18 protein-coding genes and 11 tRNA genes are annotated in these 20,780 nt (G+C 65.1%); 26 read left to right on the top strand and 3 right to left on the bottom strand.

The features are described 5' to 3' along the window. Window positions 1–328 precede the first annotated feature (328 nt). From ACJ7C5_RS05665 to ACJ7C5_RS05645, 5 genes are all read left to right on the top strand, one after another. Window positions 329–1,333 (top strand): isocitrate dehydrogenase, encoded by a 1,005-nt coding sequence (locus tag ACJ7C5_RS05665; protein ID WP_014036138.1) that lies wholly within the window; start codon window positions 329–331, stop codon window positions 1,331–1,333. A 131-nt stretch (window positions 1,334–1,464) separates the two neighbouring features. Next, on the top strand, window positions 1,465–1,872 hold the full coding sequence (locus tag ACJ7C5_RS05660; protein WP_412703294.1) for a hypothetical protein: 408 nt from the start codon (window positions 1,465–1,467) through the stop codon (window positions 1,870–1,872). A gap of 164 nt (window positions 1,873–2,036) precedes the next feature. Next, window positions 2,037–2,780 carry a cysteine hydrolase family protein gene (locus tag ACJ7C5_RS05655; protein WP_412703293.1) on the top strand — a complete coding sequence of 248 codons (744 nt, stop codon included), beginning with the start codon at window positions 2,037–2,039 and terminating at the stop codon, window positions 2,778–2,780. Between the two features lie 54 nt (window positions 2,781–2,834). Next, window positions 2,835–3,743, top strand: coding sequence for a LysR family transcriptional regulator (locus ACJ7C5_RS05650; protein ID WP_412703292.1), 909 nt, complete (start codon window positions 2,835–2,837; stop codon window positions 3,741–3,743). A 25-nt stretch (window positions 3,744–3,768) separates the two neighbouring features. Next, window positions 3,769–4,518, top strand: coding sequence for a sulfite exporter TauE/SafE family protein (locus ACJ7C5_RS05645; RefSeq protein WP_088024659.1), 750 nt, complete (start codon window positions 3,769–3,771; stop codon window positions 4,516–4,518). A 60-nt stretch (window positions 4,519–4,578) separates the two neighbouring features. On the opposite strand, the gene ACJ7C5_RS05640 is transcribed toward ACJ7C5_RS05645, so the two are convergent. Continuing rightward, complete coding sequence (locus ACJ7C5_RS05640; RefSeq protein ID WP_412703291.1) at window positions 4,579–5,337, bottom strand: Bax inhibitor-1/YccA family protein; 759 nt, start codon at window positions 5,335–5,337, stop codon at window positions 4,579–4,581. Between the two features lie 180 nt (window positions 5,338–5,517). Between ACJ7C5_RS05640 and ACJ7C5_RS05635 the strand changes: the two genes are divergently transcribed. The 18 genes from ACJ7C5_RS05635 to ACJ7C5_RS05550 all read left to right on the top strand — a co-directional run bounded on the left by ACJ7C5_RS05635 (window position 5,518) and on the right by ACJ7C5_RS05550 (window position 16,752). After that, window positions 5,518–5,594: transfer RNA gene (locus ACJ7C5_RS05635), tRNA-Pro, on the top strand. Window positions 5,595–5,633: 39 nt separating this feature from the next. Further along, window positions 5,634–5,710: transfer RNA gene (locus tag ACJ7C5_RS05630), tRNA-Arg, on the top strand. Between the two features lie 174 nt (window positions 5,711–5,884). Next, window positions 5,885–5,961 (top strand) — tRNA-His (locus ACJ7C5_RS05625). A gap of 79 nt (window positions 5,962–6,040) precedes the next feature. Further along, window positions 6,041–6,116: transfer RNA gene (locus tag ACJ7C5_RS05620), tRNA-Lys, on the top strand. Window positions 6,117–6,316: 200 nt separating this feature from the next. Then, window positions 6,317–6,392 (top strand) — tRNA-Lys (locus ACJ7C5_RS05615). A 248-nt stretch (window positions 6,393–6,640) separates the two neighbouring features. After that, window positions 6,641–7,009, top strand: coding sequence for a hypothetical protein (locus ACJ7C5_RS05610; protein ID WP_412703290.1), 369 nt, complete (start codon window positions 6,641–6,643; stop codon window positions 7,007–7,009). 138 nt (window positions 7,010–7,147) lie between these two features. Next, a tRNA-Leu gene (locus ACJ7C5_RS05605) sits at window positions 7,148–7,232 on the top strand. Between the two features lie 189 nt (window positions 7,233–7,421). Continuing rightward, complete coding sequence (gene tig / locus ACJ7C5_RS05600) at window positions 7,422–8,717, top strand: trigger factor (RefSeq protein ID WP_106550097.1); 1,296 nt, start codon at window positions 7,422–7,424, stop codon at window positions 8,715–8,717. 77 nt (window positions 8,718–8,794) lie between these two features. Continuing rightward, entirely contained in the window at window positions 8,795–9,421 is a 627-nt protein-coding gene (gene clpP / locus ACJ7C5_RS05595; protein ID WP_004146318.1) for an ATP-dependent Clp endopeptidase proteolytic subunit ClpP, read from the top strand. Window positions 9,422–9,547: 126 nt separating this feature from the next. Beyond that, complete coding sequence (gene clpX / locus ACJ7C5_RS05590) at window positions 9,548–10,837, top strand: ATP-dependent Clp protease ATP-binding subunit ClpX (protein WP_032129320.1); 1,290 nt, start codon at window positions 9,548–9,550, stop codon at window positions 10,835–10,837. Window positions 10,838–10,979: 142 nt separating this feature from the next. Further along, complete coding sequence (lon, locus tag ACJ7C5_RS05585; RefSeq protein ID WP_094000319.1) at window positions 10,980–13,430, top strand: endopeptidase La; 2,451 nt, start codon at window positions 10,980–10,982, stop codon at window positions 13,428–13,430. A gap of 217 nt (window positions 13,431–13,647) precedes the next feature. Beyond that, window positions 13,648–13,920, top strand: coding sequence for an HU family DNA-binding protein (locus tag ACJ7C5_RS05580; RefSeq protein ID WP_004146343.1), 273 nt, complete (start codon window positions 13,648–13,650; stop codon window positions 13,918–13,920). Between the two features lie 11 nt (window positions 13,921–13,931). After that, window positions 13,932–14,006: transfer RNA gene (locus ACJ7C5_RS05575), tRNA-Val, on the top strand. Between the two features lie 26 nt (window positions 14,007–14,032). Continuing rightward, window positions 14,033–14,109: transfer RNA gene (locus ACJ7C5_RS05570), tRNA-Asp, on the top strand. 82 nt (window positions 14,110–14,191) lie between these two features. Continuing rightward, a tRNA-Asp gene (locus ACJ7C5_RS05565) sits at window positions 14,192–14,268 on the top strand. Between the two features lie 87 nt (window positions 14,269–14,355). Continuing rightward, window positions 14,356–14,432 (top strand) — tRNA-Asp (locus tag ACJ7C5_RS05560). A gap of 106 nt (window positions 14,433–14,538) precedes the next feature. Then, window positions 14,539–14,615, top strand: a tRNA-Asp gene (locus ACJ7C5_RS05555). A gap of 181 nt (window positions 14,616–14,796) precedes the next feature. Continuing rightward, entirely contained in the window at window positions 14,797–16,752 is a 1,956-nt protein-coding gene (locus tag ACJ7C5_RS05550; RefSeq protein WP_097049397.1) for a peptidyl-prolyl cis-trans isomerase, read from the top strand. 202 nt (window positions 16,753–16,954) lie between these two features. Here the strand turns inward: ACJ7C5_RS05550 and ACJ7C5_RS05545 are convergent, their stop codons facing one another. Both ACJ7C5_RS05545 and gloB read right to left on the bottom strand, forming a co-directional pair. Next, the gene (locus ACJ7C5_RS05545; protein ID WP_094001973.1) at window positions 16,955–18,154 is read right to left on the bottom strand and encodes a lytic transglycosylase domain-containing protein; all 1,200 of its coding nucleotides are present in this window, start codon (window positions 18,152–18,154) and stop codon (window positions 16,955–16,957) included. Further along, the gene (gene gloB, locus ACJ7C5_RS05540) at window positions 18,151–18,915 is read right to left on the bottom strand and encodes a hydroxyacylglutathione hydrolase (protein ID WP_049434290.1); all 765 of its coding nucleotides are present in this window, start codon (window positions 18,913–18,915) and stop codon (window positions 18,151–18,153) included. The genes ACJ7C5_RS05545 and gloB overlap by 4 nt, the downstream gene beginning before the upstream one ends. A gap of 11 nt (window positions 18,916–18,926) precedes the next feature. Here gloB and ACJ7C5_RS05535 point away from each other — a divergent pair, with 11 nt between their 5' ends. Genes ACJ7C5_RS05535 through dnaQ form a run of 3 tightly spaced genes read left to right on the top strand, consistent with a single transcriptional unit; the run spans window position 18,927 to window position 20,773 of the window. Continuing rightward, window positions 18,927–19,571 carry a methyltransferase domain-containing protein gene (locus ACJ7C5_RS05535; protein WP_295554488.1) on the top strand — a complete coding sequence of 215 codons (645 nt, stop codon included), beginning with the start codon at window positions 18,927–18,929 and terminating at the stop codon, window positions 19,569–19,571. A gap of 13 nt (window positions 19,572–19,584) precedes the next feature. Beyond that, complete coding sequence (rnhA, locus tag ACJ7C5_RS05530) at window positions 19,585–20,037, top strand: ribonuclease HI (protein WP_032129326.1); 453 nt, start codon at window positions 19,585–19,587, stop codon at window positions 20,035–20,037. Between the two features lie 4 nt (window positions 20,038–20,041). Beyond that, window positions 20,042–20,773 carry a DNA polymerase III subunit epsilon gene (gene dnaQ, locus ACJ7C5_RS05525; protein WP_010483873.1) on the top strand — a complete coding sequence of 244 codons (732 nt, stop codon included), beginning with the start codon at window positions 20,042–20,044 and terminating at the stop codon, window positions 20,771–20,773. Window positions 20,774–20,780: the final 7 nt, after the last annotated feature.

Here is a 20,780-nt window from a genome sequence, read left to right as displayed (position 1 = left end):
GATTTGTGGGGGTGGGGGCGCCCGGGGGCCGCCCCCCCCTCACCCCTCGGGGGGGGGGGGGGCCGCCCCGCGGCCGGCACTACCGAACGTGCGAGAGGCTTTCCCCGCAATCCAACAGCCCAGGAGCCCCTTCTTGTTGAAGGGGCGCGCCGACAGGCGGGGGTAGAGGAAGAATGCGCGGGCAATTATGCCTTTGCCGGGGTCAGGACCATGGTCTACTTGGGTAGCCGGCCCCGGCTAAGGCATAATTGCGGGTGAAACTTCCTTTGCGCCGGCGTTTCCGGGCACGTCCGGACGGCGTTTTTCCCCCTGTTCGGAACATCGATCAATGACGCAGAAAATTACGGTCATCCGCGGCGACGGCATTGGCCCGGAAATCATGGACGCCACCCTGTTCGTGCTCGACCAGCTCAAGACTGGCCTGGAGTACGAAGACGCCGACGCCGGCCTGGTGGCCCTGGAAAAGCACGGCGACCTGATGCCGGCGGTGACTCTGGAATCGATCGCGCGCAACAAGGTTGCGCTGAAGAGCCCGCTGACCACCCCGGTCGGTGGTGGCTTCACCTCGATCAACGTCAGCCTGCGCCGCCACTTCGACCTGTACGCCAACGTGCGTCCGGCCCACACCTTCCCGAACACCAAGTCGCGTTTCGACAACGTCGACCTGATCACCGTTCGTGAGAACACCGAAGGTGCCTACCTGGCCGAAGGCCAGGAAGTGTCGGCCGATGGCGAGACCGCCTTCTCCGGCACCCGCATCACCCGCAAGGGCTCCGAGCGCATCGTGCGCTACGCCTTCGAGCTGGCCAAGAGCACCGGCCGCAAGAAGGTCACCGCCGTGCACAAGGCCAACATCATCAAGTCGACCTCGGGTCTGTTCCTGAATGTCGCCCGTGAAGTGGCCGCGCAGTACCCGGAAATCGAATTCCAGGAAATGATCGTCGACAACTGCTGCATGCAGCTGGTGATGCGTCCGGAACAGTTCGACGTGATCGTCACCACCAACCTGTTCGGCGACATCATCTCCGACCTGTGCGCCGGCCTCGTCGGTGGCCTGGGCCTGGCCCCGGGTGCCAACATCGGCAAGGACGCGGCGATCTTCGAAGCTGTGCACGGCACCGCGCCGGACATCGCCGGGCAGGGCAAGGCCAATCCGTGCGCGCTGCTGCTGGCAGCCGCGCAGATGCTGGACCATGTCGGCCAGCCGGAAAACGCCGAGCGCCTGCGCAAGGCCATCGTGGCGACCATGGAAGCCAAGGATTCGCTGACCGGCGACCTGGGCGGTACCGGCACCACCATGAGCTTTGCCCAGGCCATCGCCAGCCGCCTGTAAGCGGCCGGCGTTCCGGCTGGAGATCGTCTCGGCGATGTCCAGTCCGGGCCTGCAAGCGTTGAAGACGGGCCGTCCTTGTACGGCCCGTCTGCGTTTTCAACTGCGGCTTTTCACCGACAGGATTTTTTCAGATGCCTGAGGCGGCCGTGTGGGTCGTGGCGGCCGTTGCCGTCTATGTTTTCGGCGTGGCCATCTACGCCATCTTCTACTGGCCGTGGTCCCGCGCCCAGCGCGCGCTGCGCCGCCTGCGCACGCAGGGGGCACCCCTCCGCAGCATGCGGGAGAGCGAGGCGCGTATCCTGAGGTTGGTCGAATTTCCGGCAGGATTGCCCGTGTATCTGCTCGAAGGCAGCTGTGCCGAGTTCGTGATCAGGAGCAGGATCTCTCCGGCCCAGCATGTGCAGACGCTGGCTGGCGTCCCGGTGAAGTATCCGGCGGGCCTTGCACGTGCCATGCGTGCGGGCAGCAATACCGCCGAAGTGGTGCTGGGTCGTGACCACGCGATGATCGTGCGACTCAATGGGGTCAAGCTGGCCTAGTAGAGCCGAGCCATGCTCGGCTGCTCCTGCGTAGTCGAGCATGGCTCGACTCTACAAAAGCTATCTGTGCACCAGTCGCACAGATCATGTGCTTGTGAGTGGCTGGTTCGTGCGCCGTCCGCTCCGCATCCTGTGCCCACTTTACATTGCACAGGAGTTGCCCCATGAATCTCACCGCCTTCGGCCTGGCCAGCCTGATCGGGATGGCCGCCACTACGCCGGTTGCTGCTGCCGAGCCGGTCCATCCCACCATCCGCCATATGGCGGGCGCGCCGGTCGCGGCCTCGCTGGATGCGGCGAAGACCGCCGTGCTGGTGATCGACTTCCAGAACGAGTACTTCGATGCCAAGGCCGCGCCGGGCTTTGCCGGTGGCCGCATGGTCATTCCCGATGGCGTGGCCGCACTGCGCCAGGCCAAGCGGGTGGTCGAGTTCGCCGATGCTCACGGCATCCGCGTGATCCATGTGCAGCACGTATTGCCGGCCGGCGCGCCGCTGTTCGCGCAGGGCAGCGTCAATGCTGCCTTCCATCGCGACCTGCAGCCGCGCCAGGGCGAGACCGTGGTGCAGAAGGACAACGTCAGCGTGTTCGCTGGCAACTCGGCCGCGGTGCTCGACACGGTGCTGAAGGATGCCGGTATCGACACGCTGATCGTCACCGGCCTGCAGACCCATGCTTGTGTGGCCGGTGCTGCGCGCGACGCGGCGGCGGCTCCGCGCGGCTACCGGGTGATCGTATCGTCCGATGCCAGCGCAAGCCGCGACCTGGACCTGGCCGGTGGCCAGCGCATCGATCATCGCGCACTGCACGACGCCTCGCTGGCGCAGATCGAAGACGCCTTCGGTGATGTCATGAGCACCGACGCGATCCTGGCGCTGCCGGTGCGCAAGGCAGGCGACGGCGCTTGATAAGCTGGTGGGGCCCACATGCCGTGGGGCCCCGCCACGTGGAGCCACTTGCCGATGGATCACTTCGCCGCCCTGCGTGCGCTGCGCGCCATCGTTGACGCAGGCAGCTTCACCGCTGCTGCCGAGCGCCTGGGTACCACCCACTCGGCGATGTCACGGCAGCTGCGGCAGCTGGAAGAGCATCTGCAGGTGCGACTGCTCGATCGCAACAGCCGCCGGCTGTCACTGACCGAAGCCGGTCGCGACTACTACCGCGAGGCGGCAGCGCTGCTGGATCGCCTGCAGGAAGCAGATGATCGCGTGCGTGCCGGGCAGGCGCAGCCCAGTGGCATCGTACGCATCAGCGTGCCGCAGGTCGTGGCCAGCCAGGAGTTGCCGCATTGGCTGCCGTCGTTCCTGCAGCGCTACCCGCAGGTCGCGCTTGACCTGTCGGCCGATGACCAACTGGTTGATGTCGTCGGTGGCGGCTTCGACCTGGCCCTGCGCATCGCGCCTTCCTTGCCGGACAGCCAGCTGGTCGCACGCGAGCTGGCCAGCTGCCCGCGCATCCTGGTCGCTGCGCCGGCCTATCTGGCACAGCACGGTCTGCCCCGGCAGGCTTCGGACCTCGCGCAGCACACGCTGCTGGGGTTCAGCCCCACGCCGTCAGTGGCGCCCTGGCAGCTGCAGGGGCCGCGCGGTGCCCGCGCGAGCGTGGAGGCCGGTCAACGCCTGCGGGTGGATGCGACGCCAGCGTTGTATGCCGCCGCCCTAGCTGGCATGGGCATCAGTCTCTTTACTGCGCTGACCGTGCAGGAGGACCTGCGTGCCGGCCGCCTGATCCGCGTGTTGCCAGCGTGGCATGCAGGCCAGCGGCGCTACTTCGCGCTGTATCCGCATGCGCGGGGGCTGGCGCCGAAGGTGCGTGCGCTGGTCGAGCACCTCGCGGCGCACTACGCTGCGCAGGTGGGCGCGGCAGGGTAGTCGCGCGACAGCAACCGAGGTGGTGATGGAGTCGGTGTATCTGCTGGTCGCGCTGGGCGCGATCGTCGCCGGATTCGTGCAGGGCCTGTCCGGCTTCGCCTTTGGCATGGTGGCGATGTCGTTCTGGGCGTGGGGACTGGAGCCACGGCTGGCGGCGACGCTGTCGGTGTTTGGTGCGCTGGTCGGGCAGCTGGTCGCGGTGTTCACCGTGCGCCGCGGATTCAATCTGCGCCTGCTGCTGCCGTTCGTGCTGGGCGGGCTGGCCGGCATTCCGCTGGGCGTGATGGTGTTGCCGCAGCTGGACATGGACTGGTTCAAGGCGCTGCTGGGCGGCTTCCTGGCGCTGTGGTGCCCGGTGATGCTGATGGCGCGCTCGTTGCCTCCGGTCCGCGTCGGCGGCCGTATCGGTGATGCGATCGCCGGCATGGCCGGTGGCGTGCTCAGTGGCATCGGCGGCTTTGCCGGGCCGGTGCCGACGTTGTGGAGCACCCTGCGAGGCTTCGGCAAGGACGAGCAGCGTGCGGTCATCCAGAATTTCAACCTGGCGATGCTGGCGGTGACCATGGCCACCTATGTCGGCAGCGGCCTGATAAGCCGGCAGATGTTGCCGTACTTCGCCATCGTGGCACCGGCCATGCTGGTGCCGACCCTGCTGGGCGCGCGGGTCTACATCGGCATCAGCGAGGCACGCTTCCGGCAGGTCGTGCTGGGCCTGCTGACCGTGTCAGGCATCGCGTTGCTGGCGTCGTCGCTGCCGGTGCTGCTGGCGCGCTGAGGGAGGAACGAAGAAGGGCGCCACGAGAGGTGCCCTTTGTCGTCTATGGCATGTTGCGGCTCAGCGCTGCTGGATCTTCGACAGCAGGCGCAGGAATTCAACGTACAGCCAGACCAGGGTCACCATCAGGCCGAATGCGCCATACCACTCCATGTACTTCGGTGCACGCTGGGCGACACCGGTCTCGATGAAGTCGAAGTCCAGCACCAGATTCAGCGCGGCCACGACCACCACGAACAGGCTGAAGGCGATGCCCAGCCAGCCGGAGTCATGGATCACCGGCACGTCGATGTTGAAGAAGCCCAGCACGAACGAGGCGAGGTAGAGCAGGGCGATGCCGCCAGTCGCGGCGACCACGCCCATCTTGAAGTTCTCGGTGGCCTTGATCAGGCCACTGCGGTACGCGAACAGCAGCGCGAACAGGGTGCCGAAGGTCAGCAGCACGGCCGGGAACACGATGCCCGGGAACTTGGCGTTGAACACCGCCGAGATGGCGCCGAGGAACAGGCCTTCCACCAGCGCGTACATCGGCGCGGTGACCGGCGACCATTCCTTCTTGAAGACGGTGATCAGCGCCAGCACCAGGCCGCCGATGGCGCCGCCCATGGCATACAGCTTGGCGCCGGCCATGACCTGGCCGTAGTCATCGATGGTCTGGTTCCAGGCGAAAGCGGCCGTCAGCACGGTCAACAGCAGCAGGAAGCCGGTCTTGTTGACGGTACCGTTGAGGGTCATTGCCTGGTCGGGGCTGGTCACCACCGAGCCGCTGGCGAGGTCGAGGAAGGTCGACTCGGAAAGAGCCGGATTGCCGCTGCGCATGCGTGTTCTCCGTGCGAATGAGGGTCGGGACGGCCATCCGGCCGATGGGCGTGAGCATAGCCGATGACTGCTTTCGGCGTTGTGGCAGGGGCCGGATCTGCGTGTCCTGCGTTGACAGTTCCCAATGCGCTTGGCCACAATGAACGACTCCCCGGGCCTGACCCGAGGGGATTGCAAGACCGGGGTATAGCGCAGTCTGGTAGCGCGCCTGCTTTGGGAGCAGGATGTCGGGGGTTCGAATCCCTCTACCCCGACCAATCCCACGCCACGTCGGATTGGACACCGTTCCGGTTCGGGCGCCCGTAGCTCAACTGGATAGAGCACCGGCCTTCTAAGCCGGCGGTTACAGGTTCGATTCCTGTCGGGCGCGCCATCGGCGAGCACCGGGATCGCATCGGCGGATGTGAAGAAGTGCTTGCAAAAGGGTAAAGACTCCACCAGAATATCGGACTCGCTTCGGCGGACCGGAACTTCGGTGACAGTCCCCCAGGCAAAGGTTTGAAGTTCCAGTGCCGGTGGTCTTGGCGGTGGAGCGAAAGTTTCAGTGGTGGCTGTAGCTCAGTTGGTTAGAGTACCGGATTGTGATTCCGGTGGTCGGGGGTTCGAATCCCCTCAGCCACCCCACTGATTCAACCGCATCGGCGCAGCCGAAACGGTATTGCAATAAACAGAAAGCACGCTACAATGTGCGTCTGAGTTTCACGGGCCGTTAGCTCAGTTGGTAGAGCAGTTGACTCTTAATCAATAGGTCCAAGGTTCGAATCCTTGACGGCCCACCAAGACAGAAGCCACCTGGTACGCCAGGTGGCTTTTTTCTTATAAGTGTGACCCTTTGGTTTCAATGGATCACGCGCTGCAGAAATCTCGCCTGGCGTGGGTCTCTGCAGTGGCAGCGGGATCGCAGTACTGGTTTCAACGACGTTGAAAAAAGTGCTTGCACCCTCCGAGCGGATCGGGTCATAATTCGCGCCCCGATTTCGGGCTGTTAGCTCAGTTGGTAGAGCAGTTGACTCTTAATCAATAGGTCCAAGGTTCGAATCCTTGACAGCCCACCAGACGAAAGCCACTTGGTCATCCATGTGGCTTTTTTCTTGCCTGTACGCCGGGTTGAGCGTGCGGATGTCTGCACGCCCGGCCGCACGTCATCCACGCATGGCGTGGATCTACTGAAGCGATGCTGAAATCAGGGGTATACGCGTCATCAGTGTTTTCAATGCTGTGCGCTGCTTCTCACCGCATTGCGTCCTGTATCGCACCCAATGGATCTTCCGCGCCGATGGCGCATGCACGAAGGAAGATGTTGATGGCTGATATCAATCGATTGCACCGCACGCTGTGGGTTCCCTTTGCGTTGATGGCGCTGGCTGCCTGCACGCCGGCCAATGATCCGGCGCAGACCGTCGAACGCGATGCTGGCACGGACAGCACTCCGGCGCGCCCGGTCGGTGAGGCCATGCAGATGCAGCCGGCTCAGCCTGCGGAAGGGGAGGTCCTGCCCGACGCGGTGGACGTGCAGCGCACTGCGGATGGTTCGGTGGATGTGCGCAAGGCCACGCCGGAGTCGGTGGCCCTGCGGCGCACCGACGACGGGGGCGTGGAGATCCGCAAGGTGGATGCTGCGGCCGAGCAGGGTGCCGATACGGCGCCGGCCAAGGCCGGGTCGCAGCACTGAACGCCGCCGCCCCGGATGAGCAGGCGCTCGCCGGGGCGGTCAGGAGGCGCGGGCTGTACGCAAATCTCCATGTTCAGTTTTGTGCAGGCCTTCCGCTTCCCGCCACCGCCTGCGACAATGAGCACCTGAGCCGGCCACGCGAAAGTGGCGGAATTGGTAGACGCCCTGGATTTAGGTTCCAGTGCCGCAAGGCGTGGGGGTTCGAGTCCCCCCTTTCGCACCAGTGCCGGCCTGTCCCCGCCCTGATCGGGCCATCTGCGCCCACTTGACCGGCACGCGCTGGCAGTGCAGGCCGAATTGGGCGAAACTAAAGGGCTGCGGCAAGCAGGCGCGTCCCAGACGTCGTGTCCTTACAACCGTTTCATCCCAATCATCGAGCCGGGGGCGTGCGCCACCGGTGGCAGGAGTCAACATGCAAGCTTCGATCGAATCCACCGGCAACCTGGAACGCCGCCTGAGCTTCTCGCTGCCGGAAGAGCGTCTGCAGAGCCACATCGTCGGCCGCCTGGGCGAAATCGCCCGTACCACCCGCATCAAGGGTTTCCGTCCGGGCAAGGTGCCGGCCAAGGTGATCGAGCAGCGCTTCGGCGCGCAGGTCCGTGGTGAGGCGCTGGACGGCCTGCTGCGCGAAACCTTCGATGCCGCCGTGCGCGAGCACGACCTGCGCATCGTCGGCAGCCCGCGCATCGACAAGGGCGACGAGGGTGAGTTCTCCTTCGTGGCCACCGTGGAAGTGGTGCCGGACTTCGGCGATATCGACGTCAGCAAGCTGACCGTCGTGCGCCACAGCGCCGAGATCACCGACGCCGACATCGACCAGATGATCGAGAACCTGCAGAACCAGCGTCGTACCTGGGCCCCGGTCAGCCGAGGCGCACAGGACGGTGACCTGGTCGCGGTGGAAACCTGGTCGCAGGCCGGCGAAGAGCGCCTGCCGGCCGAAGGCACCGAGAAGGGTTCGATCGTGCTCGGCCAGGGCATGATGTTCGAAACCATCGAAAAGGGCCTGGTCGGCCTGGCCAAGGGCGAAGAGAAGACCCTGGACGTCGAGTTCCCGGCTGACTGGCGCGTGCCGGTGCTGGCCGGCAAGACCGTGCAGGTCACCGTCAAGGTTGCCGAAGTGTCCGAGCCGGTCGTGCCGGCGGTCGACGAAGCCTTCATCAAGAGCTTCGGCGTGAAGGGCGGCGACGTCGAGCAGTTCCGCAGCGACATCCGCGCCAACCTGGAGCGCGAGCTGAAGGGCGCCCTGATGAACCGCCTGCGCCGCGAAGTGGGCGAGCAGCTGATTGCCGCCTACGCGTCGGTGGAAATGCCGCCGCGCCTGGTCGAGAACGAAGCCCGCGCCATGCTGGCCCAGCAGGTCGAGCAGATCCGCCGCAACGGCCAGAACGTCGGCGAGATCCCGGCCGATGCCCATGAAGGCTTCAAGGACGCCGCCGCCAAGCGCGTGCTGGTCGGCCTGCTGGTCGGTGAAGTGGCCCGCATCAACGACCTGCGCCTGGAAGCCAAGCGCCTGAACGAAACGATGCGCCTGATCGCTTCGACCTACGAAGAGCCGGAGCAGGTCATTGAGATGTACCGCAACGACCCCCAGCTGATGTCTGGCCTGCAGAACCGTGTGATGGAAGAGCAGGTGATCGACTGGATCGCCGAGCGTGCCCAGCACACCGAAGAGAAGCTGTCGTTCCAGGACGCGATCCGCCAGTAAGCCCGGGCGGATCACCGGATGCCCCGCGCCTTTGCCGGCGCGGGGTTGTTGCCCCCCCAAGATAGGTACCTCACGTAATGGACAACCGAACCAAAGCCCTGAACCTGGTTCCGATGGTGGTCGAGCAGACCAGCCGCGGCGAGCGTGCCTACGACATCTATTCGCGCCTGTTGAAGGAGCGCCTGATCTTCCTCGTGGGCCCGATCGACGATCACATGGCCAACGTGGTGGTGGCGCAGTTGCTGTTCCTGGAATCGGAAAACCCGGAAAAGGACATCAACATCTACATCAACTCGCCGGGTGGCGTGGTCACCGCCGGCATGGCGATCTACGACACCATGCAGTACATCAAGCCGAATGTGAGCACCACCTGCATCGGCCAGGCCGCCTCGATGGGCGCCCTGCTGCTGGCCGCGGGCGAAGCCGGCAAGCGCTATGCGCTGCCGAACTCGCGCGTGATGATCCACCAGCCGCTGGGTGGCTACCAGGGCCAGGCCACCGACATCGACATCCACGCGCGTGAGATCCTGACCCTGCGTTCGCGCCTGAACGAGGTGCTGGCCAAGCACACCGGCCAGTCGCTGGAGACGATCGCCCGCGACACCGAGCGCGACAACTTCAAGAGTGCCTTCGAGGCGCAGGCCTACGGTCTGGTCGACCAGGTCCTGGAGCGTCGTCCGGATGAGTCGATCCAGGCCGGCTGACCGGCCTTCACGGGGCCATGGAGGCCCCGTTCCTGCAGGGTCGGGCGGGACTGGTGTCCCCTCGGCCCTGTGCTATTCTCGAATCGAACCCCCGTTCAGCGGGTGGGGTAACTGGGTAAGCGAAGCATGAGCGAAGACCGCCAAGGTCGTTCCACGGACACCGGCAAGATCCTCTACTGCTCTTTCTGCGGCAAGAGCCAGCATGAAGTGCGCAAGCTGATTGCGGGTCCGAGCGTGTTCATCTGCGATGAATGCGTGGAGCTGTGCAACGACATCATCCGTGAGGAACTTGAGGAAAAGGCGCAGTCGGCGCGCAGTTCGCTGCCCAAGCCGCGCGAGATCCTCGAGGTCCTCGACCAGTACGTGATCGGACAGAACCGCGCCAAGCGCACCCTGGCCGTGGCCGTGTACAACCACTACAAGCGCATCGAGAGCCGGCAGAAGAACGACGACGTCGAACTGGCGAAGTCGAACATCCTGCTGGTCGGCCCGACCGGTTCGGGCAAGACGCTGCTGGCCGAGACCCTGGCCCGCCTGCTCAACGTGCCGTTCACCATGGCCGACGCCACCACGCTGACCGAAGCCGGTTACGTGGGCGAGGACGTGGAAAACATCATCCAGAAGCTGCTGCAGAAGTGCGACTACGACGTCGAGAAGGCACAGCAGGGCATCGTCTACATCGATGAAATCGACAAGATCTCGCGCAAGAGCGAGAACCCGTCGATCACCCGCGATGTGTCCGGCGAAGGCGTGCAGCAGGCCCTGCTGAAGCTGATCGAAGGCACCGTGGCCAGCGTTCCGCCGCAGGGCGGCCGCAAGCACCCGCAGCAGGAATTCCTGCAGGTGGACACCAAGAACATCCTGTTCATCTGCGGCGGCGCGTTCGCCGGGCTGGACAAGGTGATCCAGGCCCGTTCCACCGACGTCGGCAGCATCGGCTTCGGCGCCAAGGTGAAGAGCAGCGAGCGCAAGCAGGAAGTGGGCAAGGTGCTGGCCGAAGTCGAGCCGGAAGACCTGATCAAGTTCGGCCTGATTCCCGAGTTCGTCGGCCGCCTGCCGGTGGTGGCGACCCTGGAGGAGCTGGACGAGCCGGCCCTGATCAGGATCCTGACCGAGCCGAAGAACGCCATCACCAAGCAGTTCAAGAAGCTGTTCGAGATGGAGAACGTCGAGCTGGAGTTCCGTCCGGACGCGTTGTCGGCCATCGCCAGGAAGGCGCTCAAGCGCAAGACCGGCGCCCGTGGCCTGCGCACCATCGTCGAATCGGTCCTGCTGGACACCATGTACGACCTGCCGTCGCAGGAAAACGTCAGCAAGGTGGTGGTGGACGAGTCGGTGATCGAGCACAAGTCCGAGCCGTACCTGATCTACCAGACCCCGGCGGCCCCTGAACAGAAGGCCGCAGGCGCCGAGTGATCCTTCCAGGTTGTTGATTGGAAAGGATTTTCAAGGAATGCCTTGCATCTGAAAGCCGATGGCCCCATAACGGGGCCATCGGCTTTTTTTGTCTCCGGAAGATGCCCTCCCGGAGGCGGTTTTCCCCTTCCCTGGAGCCCCCATGGCCCGTTCCCCAAGTGAAACCCTCGACCTGCCGGTCCTGCCGCTGCGCGACGTAGTGGTGTTCCCGCACATGGTCATCCCGCTGTTCGTCGGCCGTGACAAGTCCATGCACGCGCTCGAACAGGCAATGGAATCGGACAAGCGCATCCTGCTGCTGGCGCAGAAGTCGGCCGAGACCGATGACCCGCATGCGGCCGACCTCTACCAGGTCGGTACGCTGGCGCAGGTGCTGCAGCTGCTGAAGCTGCCCGACGGCACCATCAAGGTGCTGGTCGAAGGCCTGTCGCGCGTGCAGGTCACCCACGTCGACGAGCGCAACGGCTCGCTGCATGGCCAGGCCGTGGAGATCGACGCCACCGACGAGCGCGAAGCCCGTGAGGTGGAGGCGATCGCCCGCTCGCTGATGTCGCTGTTCGAGCAGTACGTGAAGACCAACCGCAAGCTGCCGCCGGAGCTGCTGCAGACGCTGTCGGGCATCGATGAGCCGGCCCGCCTGGCCGACACCATTGCCGCGCACATCAGCGTGCGCCTGGCCGACAAGCAGCGCCTGCTGGAAACCCTGGCCGTGGGCGACCGCCTGGAGATGCTGGTCGGCCTCGTCGACGGCGAGATCGACGTGCAGCAGATGGAAAAGCGCATCCGCGGCCGCGTGAAGTCGCAGATGGAGAAGAGCCAGCGCGAGTACTACCTCAACGAACAGATGAAGGCCATCCAGAAGGAACTGGGTGACCTGGACGATGCACCGGGCGAGCTGGAAGAGCTGGCCCGCAAGATCGCCGAAGCCGGCATGCCGAAGGCCGTTGAAGCCAAGGCGCGCAACGAACTGAACAAGCTCAAGCAGATGTCGCCGATGTCGGCCGAAGCGGCGGTCGTGCGCAACTACCTGGAGTGGCTGCTGGGCGTGCCGTGGAAGAAGCGCAGCAAGGTGCGCAAGGACCTGAAGGCCGCACAGGACACCCTCGACGCCGACCACTACGGCCTGGAGAAGGTCAAGGAGCGCATCCTTGAATACCTGGCGGTGCAGTCGCGCGTGAAGCAGATGAAGGGCCCGATTCTGTGCCTGGTCGGACCGCCGGGCGTGGGCAAGACCTCGCTGGGCCAGTCCATCGCCAAGGCCACCAACCGCAAGTTCGTGCGCATGTCGCTGGGCGGCGTGCGCGACGAGGCCGAGATCCGTGGCCATCGCCGTACCTACGTCGGTTCGATGCCGGGCCGCATCGTGCAGAACCTCAACAAGGTCGGCAGCAAGAATCCGCTGTTCGTGCTCGACGAGATCGACAAGATGTCGATGGACTTCCGTGGCGATCCGTCTTCGGCGCTGCTGGAAGTGCTCGATCCGGAGCAGAACAACGCGTTCAACGACCACTACCTGGAAGTGGACCTGGACCTGTCCGAAGTGATGTTCGTGGCCACCTCGAACTCGCTCAACATTCCGGGCCCGCTGCTGGACCGCATGGAAGTGATCCGCATCCCTGGTTACACCGAGGATGAGAAGCTCAACATCGCCACCCGCTACCTGGTGCCGAAGCAGATCAAGGCCAACGGCCTGCAGCCGGAAGAGCTGGAGATCGGCAGTGATGCGATCCAGGACATCGTGCGCTACTACACGCGCGAATCGGGCGTGCGCAACCTGGAACGCGAGATCGCCAAGATCTGCCGTAAGGTGGTGAAGGAGATCGCGCTGGCCGGGCCGCAGCCGGTGAAGGCGAAGAAGGGCGCGAAGAAGTCCAAGGCGCTGGTGAGCGTGTCCAGCAAGAACCTGGACAAGTACCTGGGCGTGCGTCGCTTCGACTTCGGCCGTGCCGAGGAAGAGAACGAGATCGGCCTGGTTACCGGCCTGGCCTGGACCGAAGTCGGTGGCGATCTGCTGCAGATCGAATCGACGCTGGTGCCGGGCAAGGGTCAGCTGATCCTGACCGGACAGCTCGGCAACGTGATGAAGGAATCGGCCTCGGCGGCGCTGTCGGTGGTGCGTTCGCGCGCGGTCGGCTTCGGCATCGACAGCGACTTCCTGCAGAAGCACGACGTGCACCTGCACGTGCCCGATGGTGCTACCCCGAAGGATGGCCCGAGTGCCGGTGCGGCGATGGTCACCTCGCTGGTGTCGATGCTGACCAAGGTGCCGGTGCGTGCCGATGTGGCCATGACCGGCGAAATCACCCTGCGTGGTCGTGTCACCGCCATCGGTGGCTTGAAGGAGAAGCTTCTGGCCGCACTGCGCGGCGGCATCCGCACGGTCATCATCCCGGAAGAGAACCGCAAGGATCTGGCCGACATTCCGGCCAACGTCACCCGCGATCTGAAGATCGTGCCGGTGAAGTACATCGAAGAAGTCCTGGACCTGGCGCTGGAGCGTCCGCTGGCACCGAAGAAGGCGCGCAAGAGTGCGCAACGTGTCACGGTGCGCAGCAAGGCCAAACCGAGTGGAAGCGCGCGCGTCAAGCATTGACGCGCGCTGTCCAATGGCCCGAAACCCGCGTCGTTGCTGGCTTTTCACCTTGCGTGGGGGTAGGGCCGCTGGTATAAAAGCAGCACTCGCGAATGAGTGATCGCTGTCGGCGATGACTGAATCGGCGAACCGTTTCCACATGGCGGCCGCATGCAGAAGGCGTGCGGTTGCTTCCCTGTCGAATAAGCGGAACCCACCGCCAAAGGAGTTGTAAAGAATGAACAAGACCGAATTGATCGATGCCGTTGCTGAAGCTGCAGACCTGACCAAGGCCGAGTCCAGCCGCGCTGTCGATGCCGTCGTTGCTGCCGTCACCAAGGCGCTGAAGGACGGCGATGCGGTCACCCTGGTTGGCTTCGGTACCTTCCAGGTCCGCGACCGTGCTGCCCGCACCGGCCGCAACCCGAAGACCGGCGACACCATCAAGATCGCTGCTTCGAAGAATCCGTCGTTCAAGGCTGGTAAGGCCCTGAAGGATGCTGTAAACTAAGCGGCTCGCTGGGGTGCTTAGCTCAGCGGTAGAGCGTCTCCTTTACACGGAGAGGGTCGGGGGTTCGAAACCCTCAGCACCCACCACAGCACCGCGGTAAACGTTTGAGTGTGGAGCGGTAGTTCAGCTGGTTAGAATGCTGGCCTGTCACGCCGGAGGTCGCGGGTTCGAGTCCCGTCCGCTCCGCCATTCAACGAGGCCTCCGGCCAAAAGCTGGAGGCTTTGTTTTCTCCCCGGTCCAGGCCGGCTGAAAGCAAAAAAGTAACAACGCGGAGCGGTAGTTCAGCTGGTTAGAATGCTGGCCTGTCACGCCGGAGGTCGCGGGTTCGAGTCCCGTCCGCTCCGCCATTACATCGAGGCCCCCGGCCTAAAGCTGGGGGCCTTGTCTTCTCACCGACAGGTTCGGGAAGAAGACGAAAAGGTTTTTGCAAGAACGGAGCGGTAGTTCAGCTGGTTAGAATGCTGGCCTGTCACGCCGGAGGTCGCGGGTTCGAGTCCCGTCCGCTCCGCCATTGCAGAATTCTTAAGTCCCTGTGAAAAAACTTTGAAAAAAGTGTTCATCGGGCTGGGTTTCCAGGGAGTCTTCGGATATACTGGGCGCCTGCAAAGTTTCAGCGCGGAGCGGTAGTTCAGCTGGTTAGAATGCTGGCCTGTCACGCCGGAGGTCGCGGGTTCGAGTCCCGTCCGCTCCGCCAACTTTAAAAGCCCTCGGCGCAAGCCGGGGGCTTTTTCTTTGGGCCGTGCTGCAGGCCTGCCGATGTGCTGATGGCGCAGGTCCGCGAAGATCGGCGCAGGCCGCGCCGGTGCTGCTTTTGGTCCCTGCGGCGAAGCGGGTTACACTGCCGGGCTCGCCAATCAGGCCTTGTGATTCTCACCATGCTGCAGAAACTCCGCGACAAGACCTCAGGCTGGATCGTCACCGTGATCCTGGGGCTGCTGATGATTCCGTTCCTGTTCGTGATCGACAACAGCTACCTCGGTGGCGTTGGTGCACAGAACGTGGCCAAGGTTTCCGCGCCGCCGACCTGGTGGCGTTCGGCGCCGTCGTGGTGGCCGGTGCGCATGCTGTGGCAGCACCACGAGATCAGCTCGCAGGATTTCCGCACGCGTTTCGAGCAGGAGCGCATGCGTGAGCGCCAGCAGCAGGGTGAGAACTTCGACCCGCGCGCGTTCGAAAGCACTGAAAACAAGATGGCCGTGCTCGACCAGCTGATCGACGAGCAGGTCGTGCGCCTGGTCGGCGAGCAGGCCGGTGTCGTGGTCGGCGATGGCGCGGTGCGTGAGTACATCGCTACCATCCCGGCCTTCCTCGATGCGAATGGCAAGTTCAACGAGAACAACTACCGCCTGGCCCTGGCCGGTGGTAATCCGCCGCGCACCCCGACCCAGTTCCAGGAGCTGGTGCGCGAGAGCCTGCAGCAGTCGGTGATCCCGTCGGGCCTGCAGAACTCCGGCTTCGTCACCCAGGCCGAGACCGAGCGCCTGCTGAAGCTGCTGGGCGAAACCCGTGACGTCGAGCTGGCCGCGCTGCCGGAAGTGCCGGCCGATACCGCGCCGGTCACCGACGCGCAGATCAAGCAGTGGTACGACAGCCATGGCAAGGATTTCCGTCAGGCCGAAAGCGTGTCGCTGGAATACGTCGAGATCAACGGCGCCAACCTGCCGGCACCGACCGCGGCTGATGAAGCGACCCTGCGCAAGCGCTATGAAGACGAGAAGGCGAAGTTCACCTCGCCGGAACAGCGCCAGGCTGCCCATATCCTGATCACCGGTGACGGCGCCGAAGCCAAGGCGAACAAGATCGCTGCCGAAGCCAAGGCGGCGGGTGCCGACTTCGCGGCGCTGGCCAAGGCCAACTCGGAAGACCCGGGTTCGAAGAACCAGGGTGGTGATCTGGGCTGGGTCGAGCGTGGCGCGATGGTCAAGCCGTTCGAAGACGCTCTGTTCGCCGCCAAGGCGGGTGACGTGATCGGACCGGTGAAGACTGACTTCGGCTACCACATCATCAAGGTTGCCGCGGTGCGTGGCGGCGAAGGTAAGTCGTTCGAGGAAGTGCGTGACACGCTGGCCGCCGAGCAGCTGAAGGCCGACGGCGAGCGTGGCTTCAACGAGCTGGCCGGCCGTCTGGTCGATGCCATCAACAAGAGTCCGAGCGACCTGGCCGCTGCCGCCAAGGAAGTGAACCTGCCGCTGCAGACCCTGGGCCCGATCACCCGTGCCACCGCCAGCGGTATTGCCACTGATCCGGCCGTGCTGCGCGCGGCCTTCTCCGAAGTGCTGGTGCAGGATGGTACCGCCAGCGATCCGATCGCCCTGGGCGGTGCCACCAACCACAGCGTGGTCATCCGCGTGGCCGCGCATACCCCGGAGCAGGCGATGCCGCTGGACAAGGCGCGTGAGCAGGTGATCGCCGCGATCCGTGCCGACCGTCAGCGCCAGGCCAGCGACAAGGCCGCCGACGCCGTGCTGGCCAAGCTGAAGGCGGGCGCCACCCTGCAGTCGCTGGCCGCCAGCGAGAAGTTGCAGGTGAGCCCGATGCCGGGCCTGCCGCGCAGCCAGCCGGTGCCGACCCCGGAAATCAACCGCGCGATCTTCAGCGCGCCGGTGCCGGCCGAGGGCAAGCCGAGCTACGGCAAGGTCGACGTCAACGGCCACGCGCTGCTGTTTGCGGTGAACAAGGTCAACCCGGGCGACATCAAGGAAGTGACCGCTGAGCAGCAGAAGCAGCTGAAGGACCAGCTGAGCCAGATCGACGGCATGGCCGCGGCCAAGGCCTACATCGACGCGATGCGCAAGAAGTTCGTGGTCCAGACCACCGAAGCGAACCTGTAAGCCCACCGGCTGCAGGTACGAAAAGGCCCGGCAATGCCGGGCCTTTTTTTGTTGGACCGCGCTGCTGGGGATCGAACTGTAGAGCCGGGCCCATGCTCGGCTTGCAACGACCCGCGATCCACGACCCGCAACAGGTCGCAGGTTGCTGGCAAGAAAAAGCCGAGCGTGGGCTCGGCTCTACAGGGGGCGCTTGGCTGGCGCGTCAGTCTTCGACGCGCAGTACTGCGCCCGGCTTCAGCACGCTGCTGCCACTCAGGCCGTTCAGCGATAGCAGCGCCTTTACCGGCATGCCGTAGCGACGGGCGATGGTCCAGGCCGACTCGCCATCACGCACGGTGTGGCGGCGGCTGCGCGGGCGATCAGCGATCGCGGCGACGGTCTTGGCCACCTGTGGCGTCGGCGCCGCGGTGGCGACTGGCACAGCGCTGGCGACCAGGGCAGATGCGGTGTCCGCCACCGTCGCATTGGCGGCCGAGACAGGGGCCAGCACGCGGGTGGTGCCGGAGGCGCGGCCACCCGAGGCCAGCGCCGGGTTCAGGCGGGCGATCTTCGCCGGGTCCAGGGCGCGCTGTGCGGCCCACTGCTGGACGCTGGTGCCCGCGGGCAGGGTGTGGTCCTTCAGCACCGGCACGGTGCGGTCCAGCGAGGCCATCACGCCCGGCTGGTCTTCCACGTCTTCCAGCACGCAGGCCAGGGCATGCAGCTTCTCGACGTAGGCATGGGTGACCGGCGACAGGCCCGGCAGGGCTGCCGGCTTGGCGTTCTGCGCGTTCATGCCGGCCTTGCGCATGGACTGCAGCACCCGGTACTCGCCGGCGTTGTAGGCCATGGTGGCCAGGCGCCAGTCGCCGCCGAACATGCCGTGCAGGGTCTTCAGGTAGCGCACCGCCGCCTGGGTGGAATCAACCGCTGACAGGCGGCCGTCGTAGCCGTTGGCCATCGGCACGCGGTGGTTGCGTGCGGTGGTGGCGATGAACTGCCACAGACCGGTCGGGCCACTGCCGTTGCGGGCATTGGGTCGATAGCCACTTTCCACGAACGGAATGAGCGCGAATTCGGTGGGCAGGTTGGCTTTGCGCAGCTCTTCGACCACGTAGCCGAACAGCACCAGCGCGTCGTCATCCTGGTTGGCCAGGCGTGAGGGGGCGTGGGCGAACTGCTTCTGCCAGCGTGGGCTGGTGGCCTCAGCATCGCAGCTGGGCTCGGCCAGGCCGTCGCGGAAGCTGGTGAAGATCTCCTGGCCGTTGCGTACCGAAGCGGCGGGCAGCGCTGAAGCGTCCAGCGGCAGGGCCGCAGCAGCGGTCAGGTTCTGGCTGATGCCGGCGCCCAGCGACTGCGCGCCTGCGGTTCCGGCCAACCCCAGGGCAAGGCCCAGGGCCAGCGGCAGACTTCGGCGCATCATGCGCGGAAGCCGTCTTTCCAGTGCCGGAGACCGGCCATCACGTCGACGTCGTCCACGACGTCACGGCCCAGGTGTGCCGACACCGACGCACGGATCGGTGCAGCGTGCACACGCAGGAAGGGATTGCAGTCGAATTCGTTGGCCAGGGTTACCGGCAGGGTGGAACGGTCATCGCGGCGCATGGCCAAAGCCTCCTCTTGGCGCTGCCACAAGGCAGCGTTGGCGGGGTCGACATGCCGCGCGAAGACGGCATTTGACACGGTGTACTCATGAGCGCAACAAAGCAGCAGTTGCGCGGGCAGGGCACCCAGCTTGCGCATCGATGCCAGCAGCTGGGACGGCGTACCTTCGAACAGGCGTCCACAGCCCAGGCTGAACAACGAATCTCCGCTGAAAAGATGTTCAGCAGTGTGAAACGCGATGTGGCTGCGGGTATGCCCGGGCACGGATAGTACGTGGAACGTCCGGCCCAGTGCCTGAACGCGTTCACCTTCGCCGACCCGCTCGGTTGCCGTGGGAATGCGTTCTTCGACCGGCGCGACAACCCGCACGCCGGGGAAACGTGCCTGCAATGCCGGCACGCCACCGATGTGATCGTCGTGGTGATGGGTAAGCAGGATCGTGTCCACGCGCAGGCCCTGATCGGCCAGTGCGAGCACCGGCGCGGCATCGCCGGGGTCGACGACCACGGCAGCACCCTCGTCGTCGATCAGCGTCCAGATGTAGTTATCCGCAAATGCGGGCAGGGCAGTCAGTCGCATAGAATTGGACCATGCCCGCGCTGCAGAGCACCCGTCAAGCGAGCCAGACCCCGTGGTTCGACAGTGAACCGGCGGAGGCCTTGCGCGTGCTGGAACGGCAATTGCTGCTGCCGCAGCTGTCGGTGCTGCCCGCACAGCCTTGGCTGTGGATCGCACCAAGTGCGGCCTGGCTGGACGATGCACAGCTGGGCGGACGCGGTCTGCGCCTGTTCCGGCAGGGGCAGGGCTATGCCGGCGACACCCGCTGTGCGCTGCCGTTGCCGCTGGCCAATGAAAGCGTCAATGCGATCGTGCTGCAGCATGTCACCGCGGCCGATGCCGACCGGCTGCTCGACGAGTGCGAGCGCGTACTGATGCCGGGCGGCCACCTGTGGCTGAGCAGCCTCAATCCGTTCAGCCCTTATCGCACGCGCTGGCGCCAGCATGGGCTGGTGGTGCGCACGCCGCAGCGGATCCGCCTGCTGCTCGGCCGTCATGGGCTGGAGTGCGACGATATGCGTTACCTGGGCCCGCTCTGGCGCGGGGAGGGCAGTCGCCGCCCTGCAGGCTGGGCGCCGCTGCGCGCGGCCTGCCTGTTCCATGCGGAAAAACGCACGCTGGCCCTGCCTGGGCCGAAACCGCTGCCGGTGCGCTGGCACGGCACCGTAGCTACCTGATTCTGGAGTTGTATTGAAAACCATCGAAATCCACACCGACGGTTCCTGCCTTGGCAATCCCGGCCCCGGCGGCTGGGCTGCGCTGCTGCGCTACAAGGGCCACGAGCGCGAACTGAGCGGTGGCGAGGCGCACACCACCAACAACCGGATGGAGCTGATGGCGGCCATTTCCGGGCTGGAGTCGCTGACCGAGCCGTGCAACATCGTGCTCTATACCGATTCGCAGTATGTGCGGCAGGGCCTGACCCAGTGGATGCCGGGCTGGATCCGCAAGAACTGGAAGACGGCTGGCGGCGATCCGGTGAAGAACCGCGAGCTGTGGGAGCGCCTGCAGGCGGCCACGCTGCGGCATCAGATCGACTGGCGGTGGGTGAAAGGCCACTCCGGCGATCCGGACAATGAGCGGGTGGATACCCTGGCCCGCAACGCGGCGATCCAGATCCGCGACGCCAGCCCGGTAAACTGAGCCCATGCGTCAGATCATCCTCGATACCGAAACCACCGGCCTGGAGTGGAAGAAGGGCAACCGCATCGTCGAAATCGGCTGCGTGGAGCTGTTCAAGCGCCGCCCGACCGGCAACAACTATCACCAGTACATCAAGCCGGACTGCGAGTTCGAACAGGGCGCGCAGGAAGTCACCGGCCTGACCCTGGAGTTCCTCGATGACAAGCCGGACTTCGCGCAGATCGCCGACGAGTTCCTGGCCTTCATCGATGGCGCCGAGCTGATCATCCACAACGCGGCGTTCGACCTCGGCTTCCTTGACAACGAGTTGTCGCTGCTGGGGCCGCAGTACGGGAAGATCACCGACCGCTGTACCGTGATCGATACCCTGGTGATGGCGCGCGAGCGCTTCCCGGGCCAGCGCAATTCGCTGGATGCGCTGTGCAAGCGGCTGGGTGTGGACAACTCGCACCGTGCACTGCATGGCGGCCTGCTCGATGCGCAGATCCTGGGCGATGTCTATATCGCGCTGACCTCGGGCCAGGAAGAAATCGGCTTCGGTCTGGGCGATGACGATGGCGGTGGTGCCGGTGCGGCGCTGCAGGCCTTCGACACCAGCAAGCTGCTGCCGCGCCCGCGCGTAGTGGCCACGCCGTCGGAGCTGGAAGCGCATGCCGCGCGACTGGAGCGGCTGCGCAAGAAGGCTGGCCACGCGCTGTGGGATGGCCCGAAGGTGGAAGAGCCCGCCAGCGCGTAATGCCTGG

This window comes from Nocardiopsis yanglingensis, from assembly GCF_045809185.1.
In the GTDB taxonomy this organism is placed as follows: Bacteria; Pseudomonadota; Gammaproteobacteria; order Xanthomonadales; family Xanthomonadaceae; genus Stenotrophomonas; species Stenotrophomonas yanglingensis.
This window is presented reverse-complemented; position numbering and strand designations above follow the sequence as displayed.

Excerpts from the sequence above, each read along its gene's own strand:
- ACJ7C5_RS05665 (WP_014036138.1), top strand. The coding sequence starts at position 329 with ATGACGCAGAAAATTACGGTCATCCGCGGCGACGGCATTGGCCCGGAA.
- ACJ7C5_RS05660 (WP_412703294.1), top strand. The coding sequence starts at position 1,465 with ATGCCTGAGGCGGCCGTGTGGGTCGTGGCGGCCGTTGCCGTCTATGTT.
- ACJ7C5_RS05655 (WP_412703293.1), top strand. The coding sequence starts at position 2,037 with ATGAATCTCACCGCCTTCGGCCTGGCCAGCCTGATCGGGATGGCCGCC.
- ACJ7C5_RS05650 (WP_412703292.1), top strand. The coding sequence starts at position 2,835 with ATGGATCACTTCGCCGCCCTGCGTGCGCTGCGCGCCATCGTTGACGCA.
- ACJ7C5_RS05645 (WP_088024659.1), top strand. The coding sequence starts at position 3,769 with ATGGAGTCGGTGTATCTGCTGGTCGCGCTGGGCGCGATCGTCGCCGGA.
- ACJ7C5_RS05640 (WP_412703291.1), bottom strand. The coding sequence starts at position 5,337 with ATGCGCAGCGGCAATCCGGCTCTTTCCGAGTCGACCTTCCTCGACCTC.
- ACJ7C5_RS05610 (WP_412703290.1), top strand. The coding sequence starts at position 6,641 with ATGGCTGATATCAATCGATTGCACCGCACGCTGTGGGTTCCCTTTGCG.
- tig (WP_106550097.1), top strand. The coding sequence starts at position 7,422 with ATGCAAGCTTCGATCGAATCCACCGGCAACCTGGAACGCCGCCTGAGC.
- clpP (WP_004146318.1), top strand. The coding sequence starts at position 8,795 with ATGGACAACCGAACCAAAGCCCTGAACCTGGTTCCGATGGTGGTCGAG.
- clpX (WP_032129320.1), top strand. The coding sequence starts at position 9,548 with ATGAGCGAAGACCGCCAAGGTCGTTCCACGGACACCGGCAAGATCCTC.
- lon (WP_094000319.1), top strand. The coding sequence starts at position 10,980 with ATGGCCCGTTCCCCAAGTGAAACCCTCGACCTGCCGGTCCTGCCGCTG.
- ACJ7C5_RS05580 (WP_004146343.1), top strand. The coding sequence starts at position 13,648 with ATGAACAAGACCGAATTGATCGATGCCGTTGCTGAAGCTGCAGACCTG.
- ACJ7C5_RS05550 (WP_097049397.1), top strand. The coding sequence starts at position 14,797 with ATGCTGCAGAAACTCCGCGACAAGACCTCAGGCTGGATCGTCACCGTG.
- ACJ7C5_RS05545 (WP_094001973.1), bottom strand. The coding sequence starts at position 18,154 with ATGATGCGCCGAAGTCTGCCGCTGGCCCTGGGCCTTGCCCTGGGGTTG.
- gloB (WP_049434290.1), bottom strand. The coding sequence starts at position 18,915 with ATGCGACTGACTGCCCTGCCCGCATTTGCGGATAACTACATCTGGACG.
- ACJ7C5_RS05535 (WP_295554488.1), top strand. The coding sequence starts at position 18,927 with ATGCCCGCGCTGCAGAGCACCCGTCAAGCGAGCCAGACCCCGTGGTTC.
- dnaQ (WP_010483873.1), top strand. The coding sequence starts at position 20,042 with ATGCGTCAGATCATCCTCGATACCGAAACCACCGGCCTGGAGTGGAAG.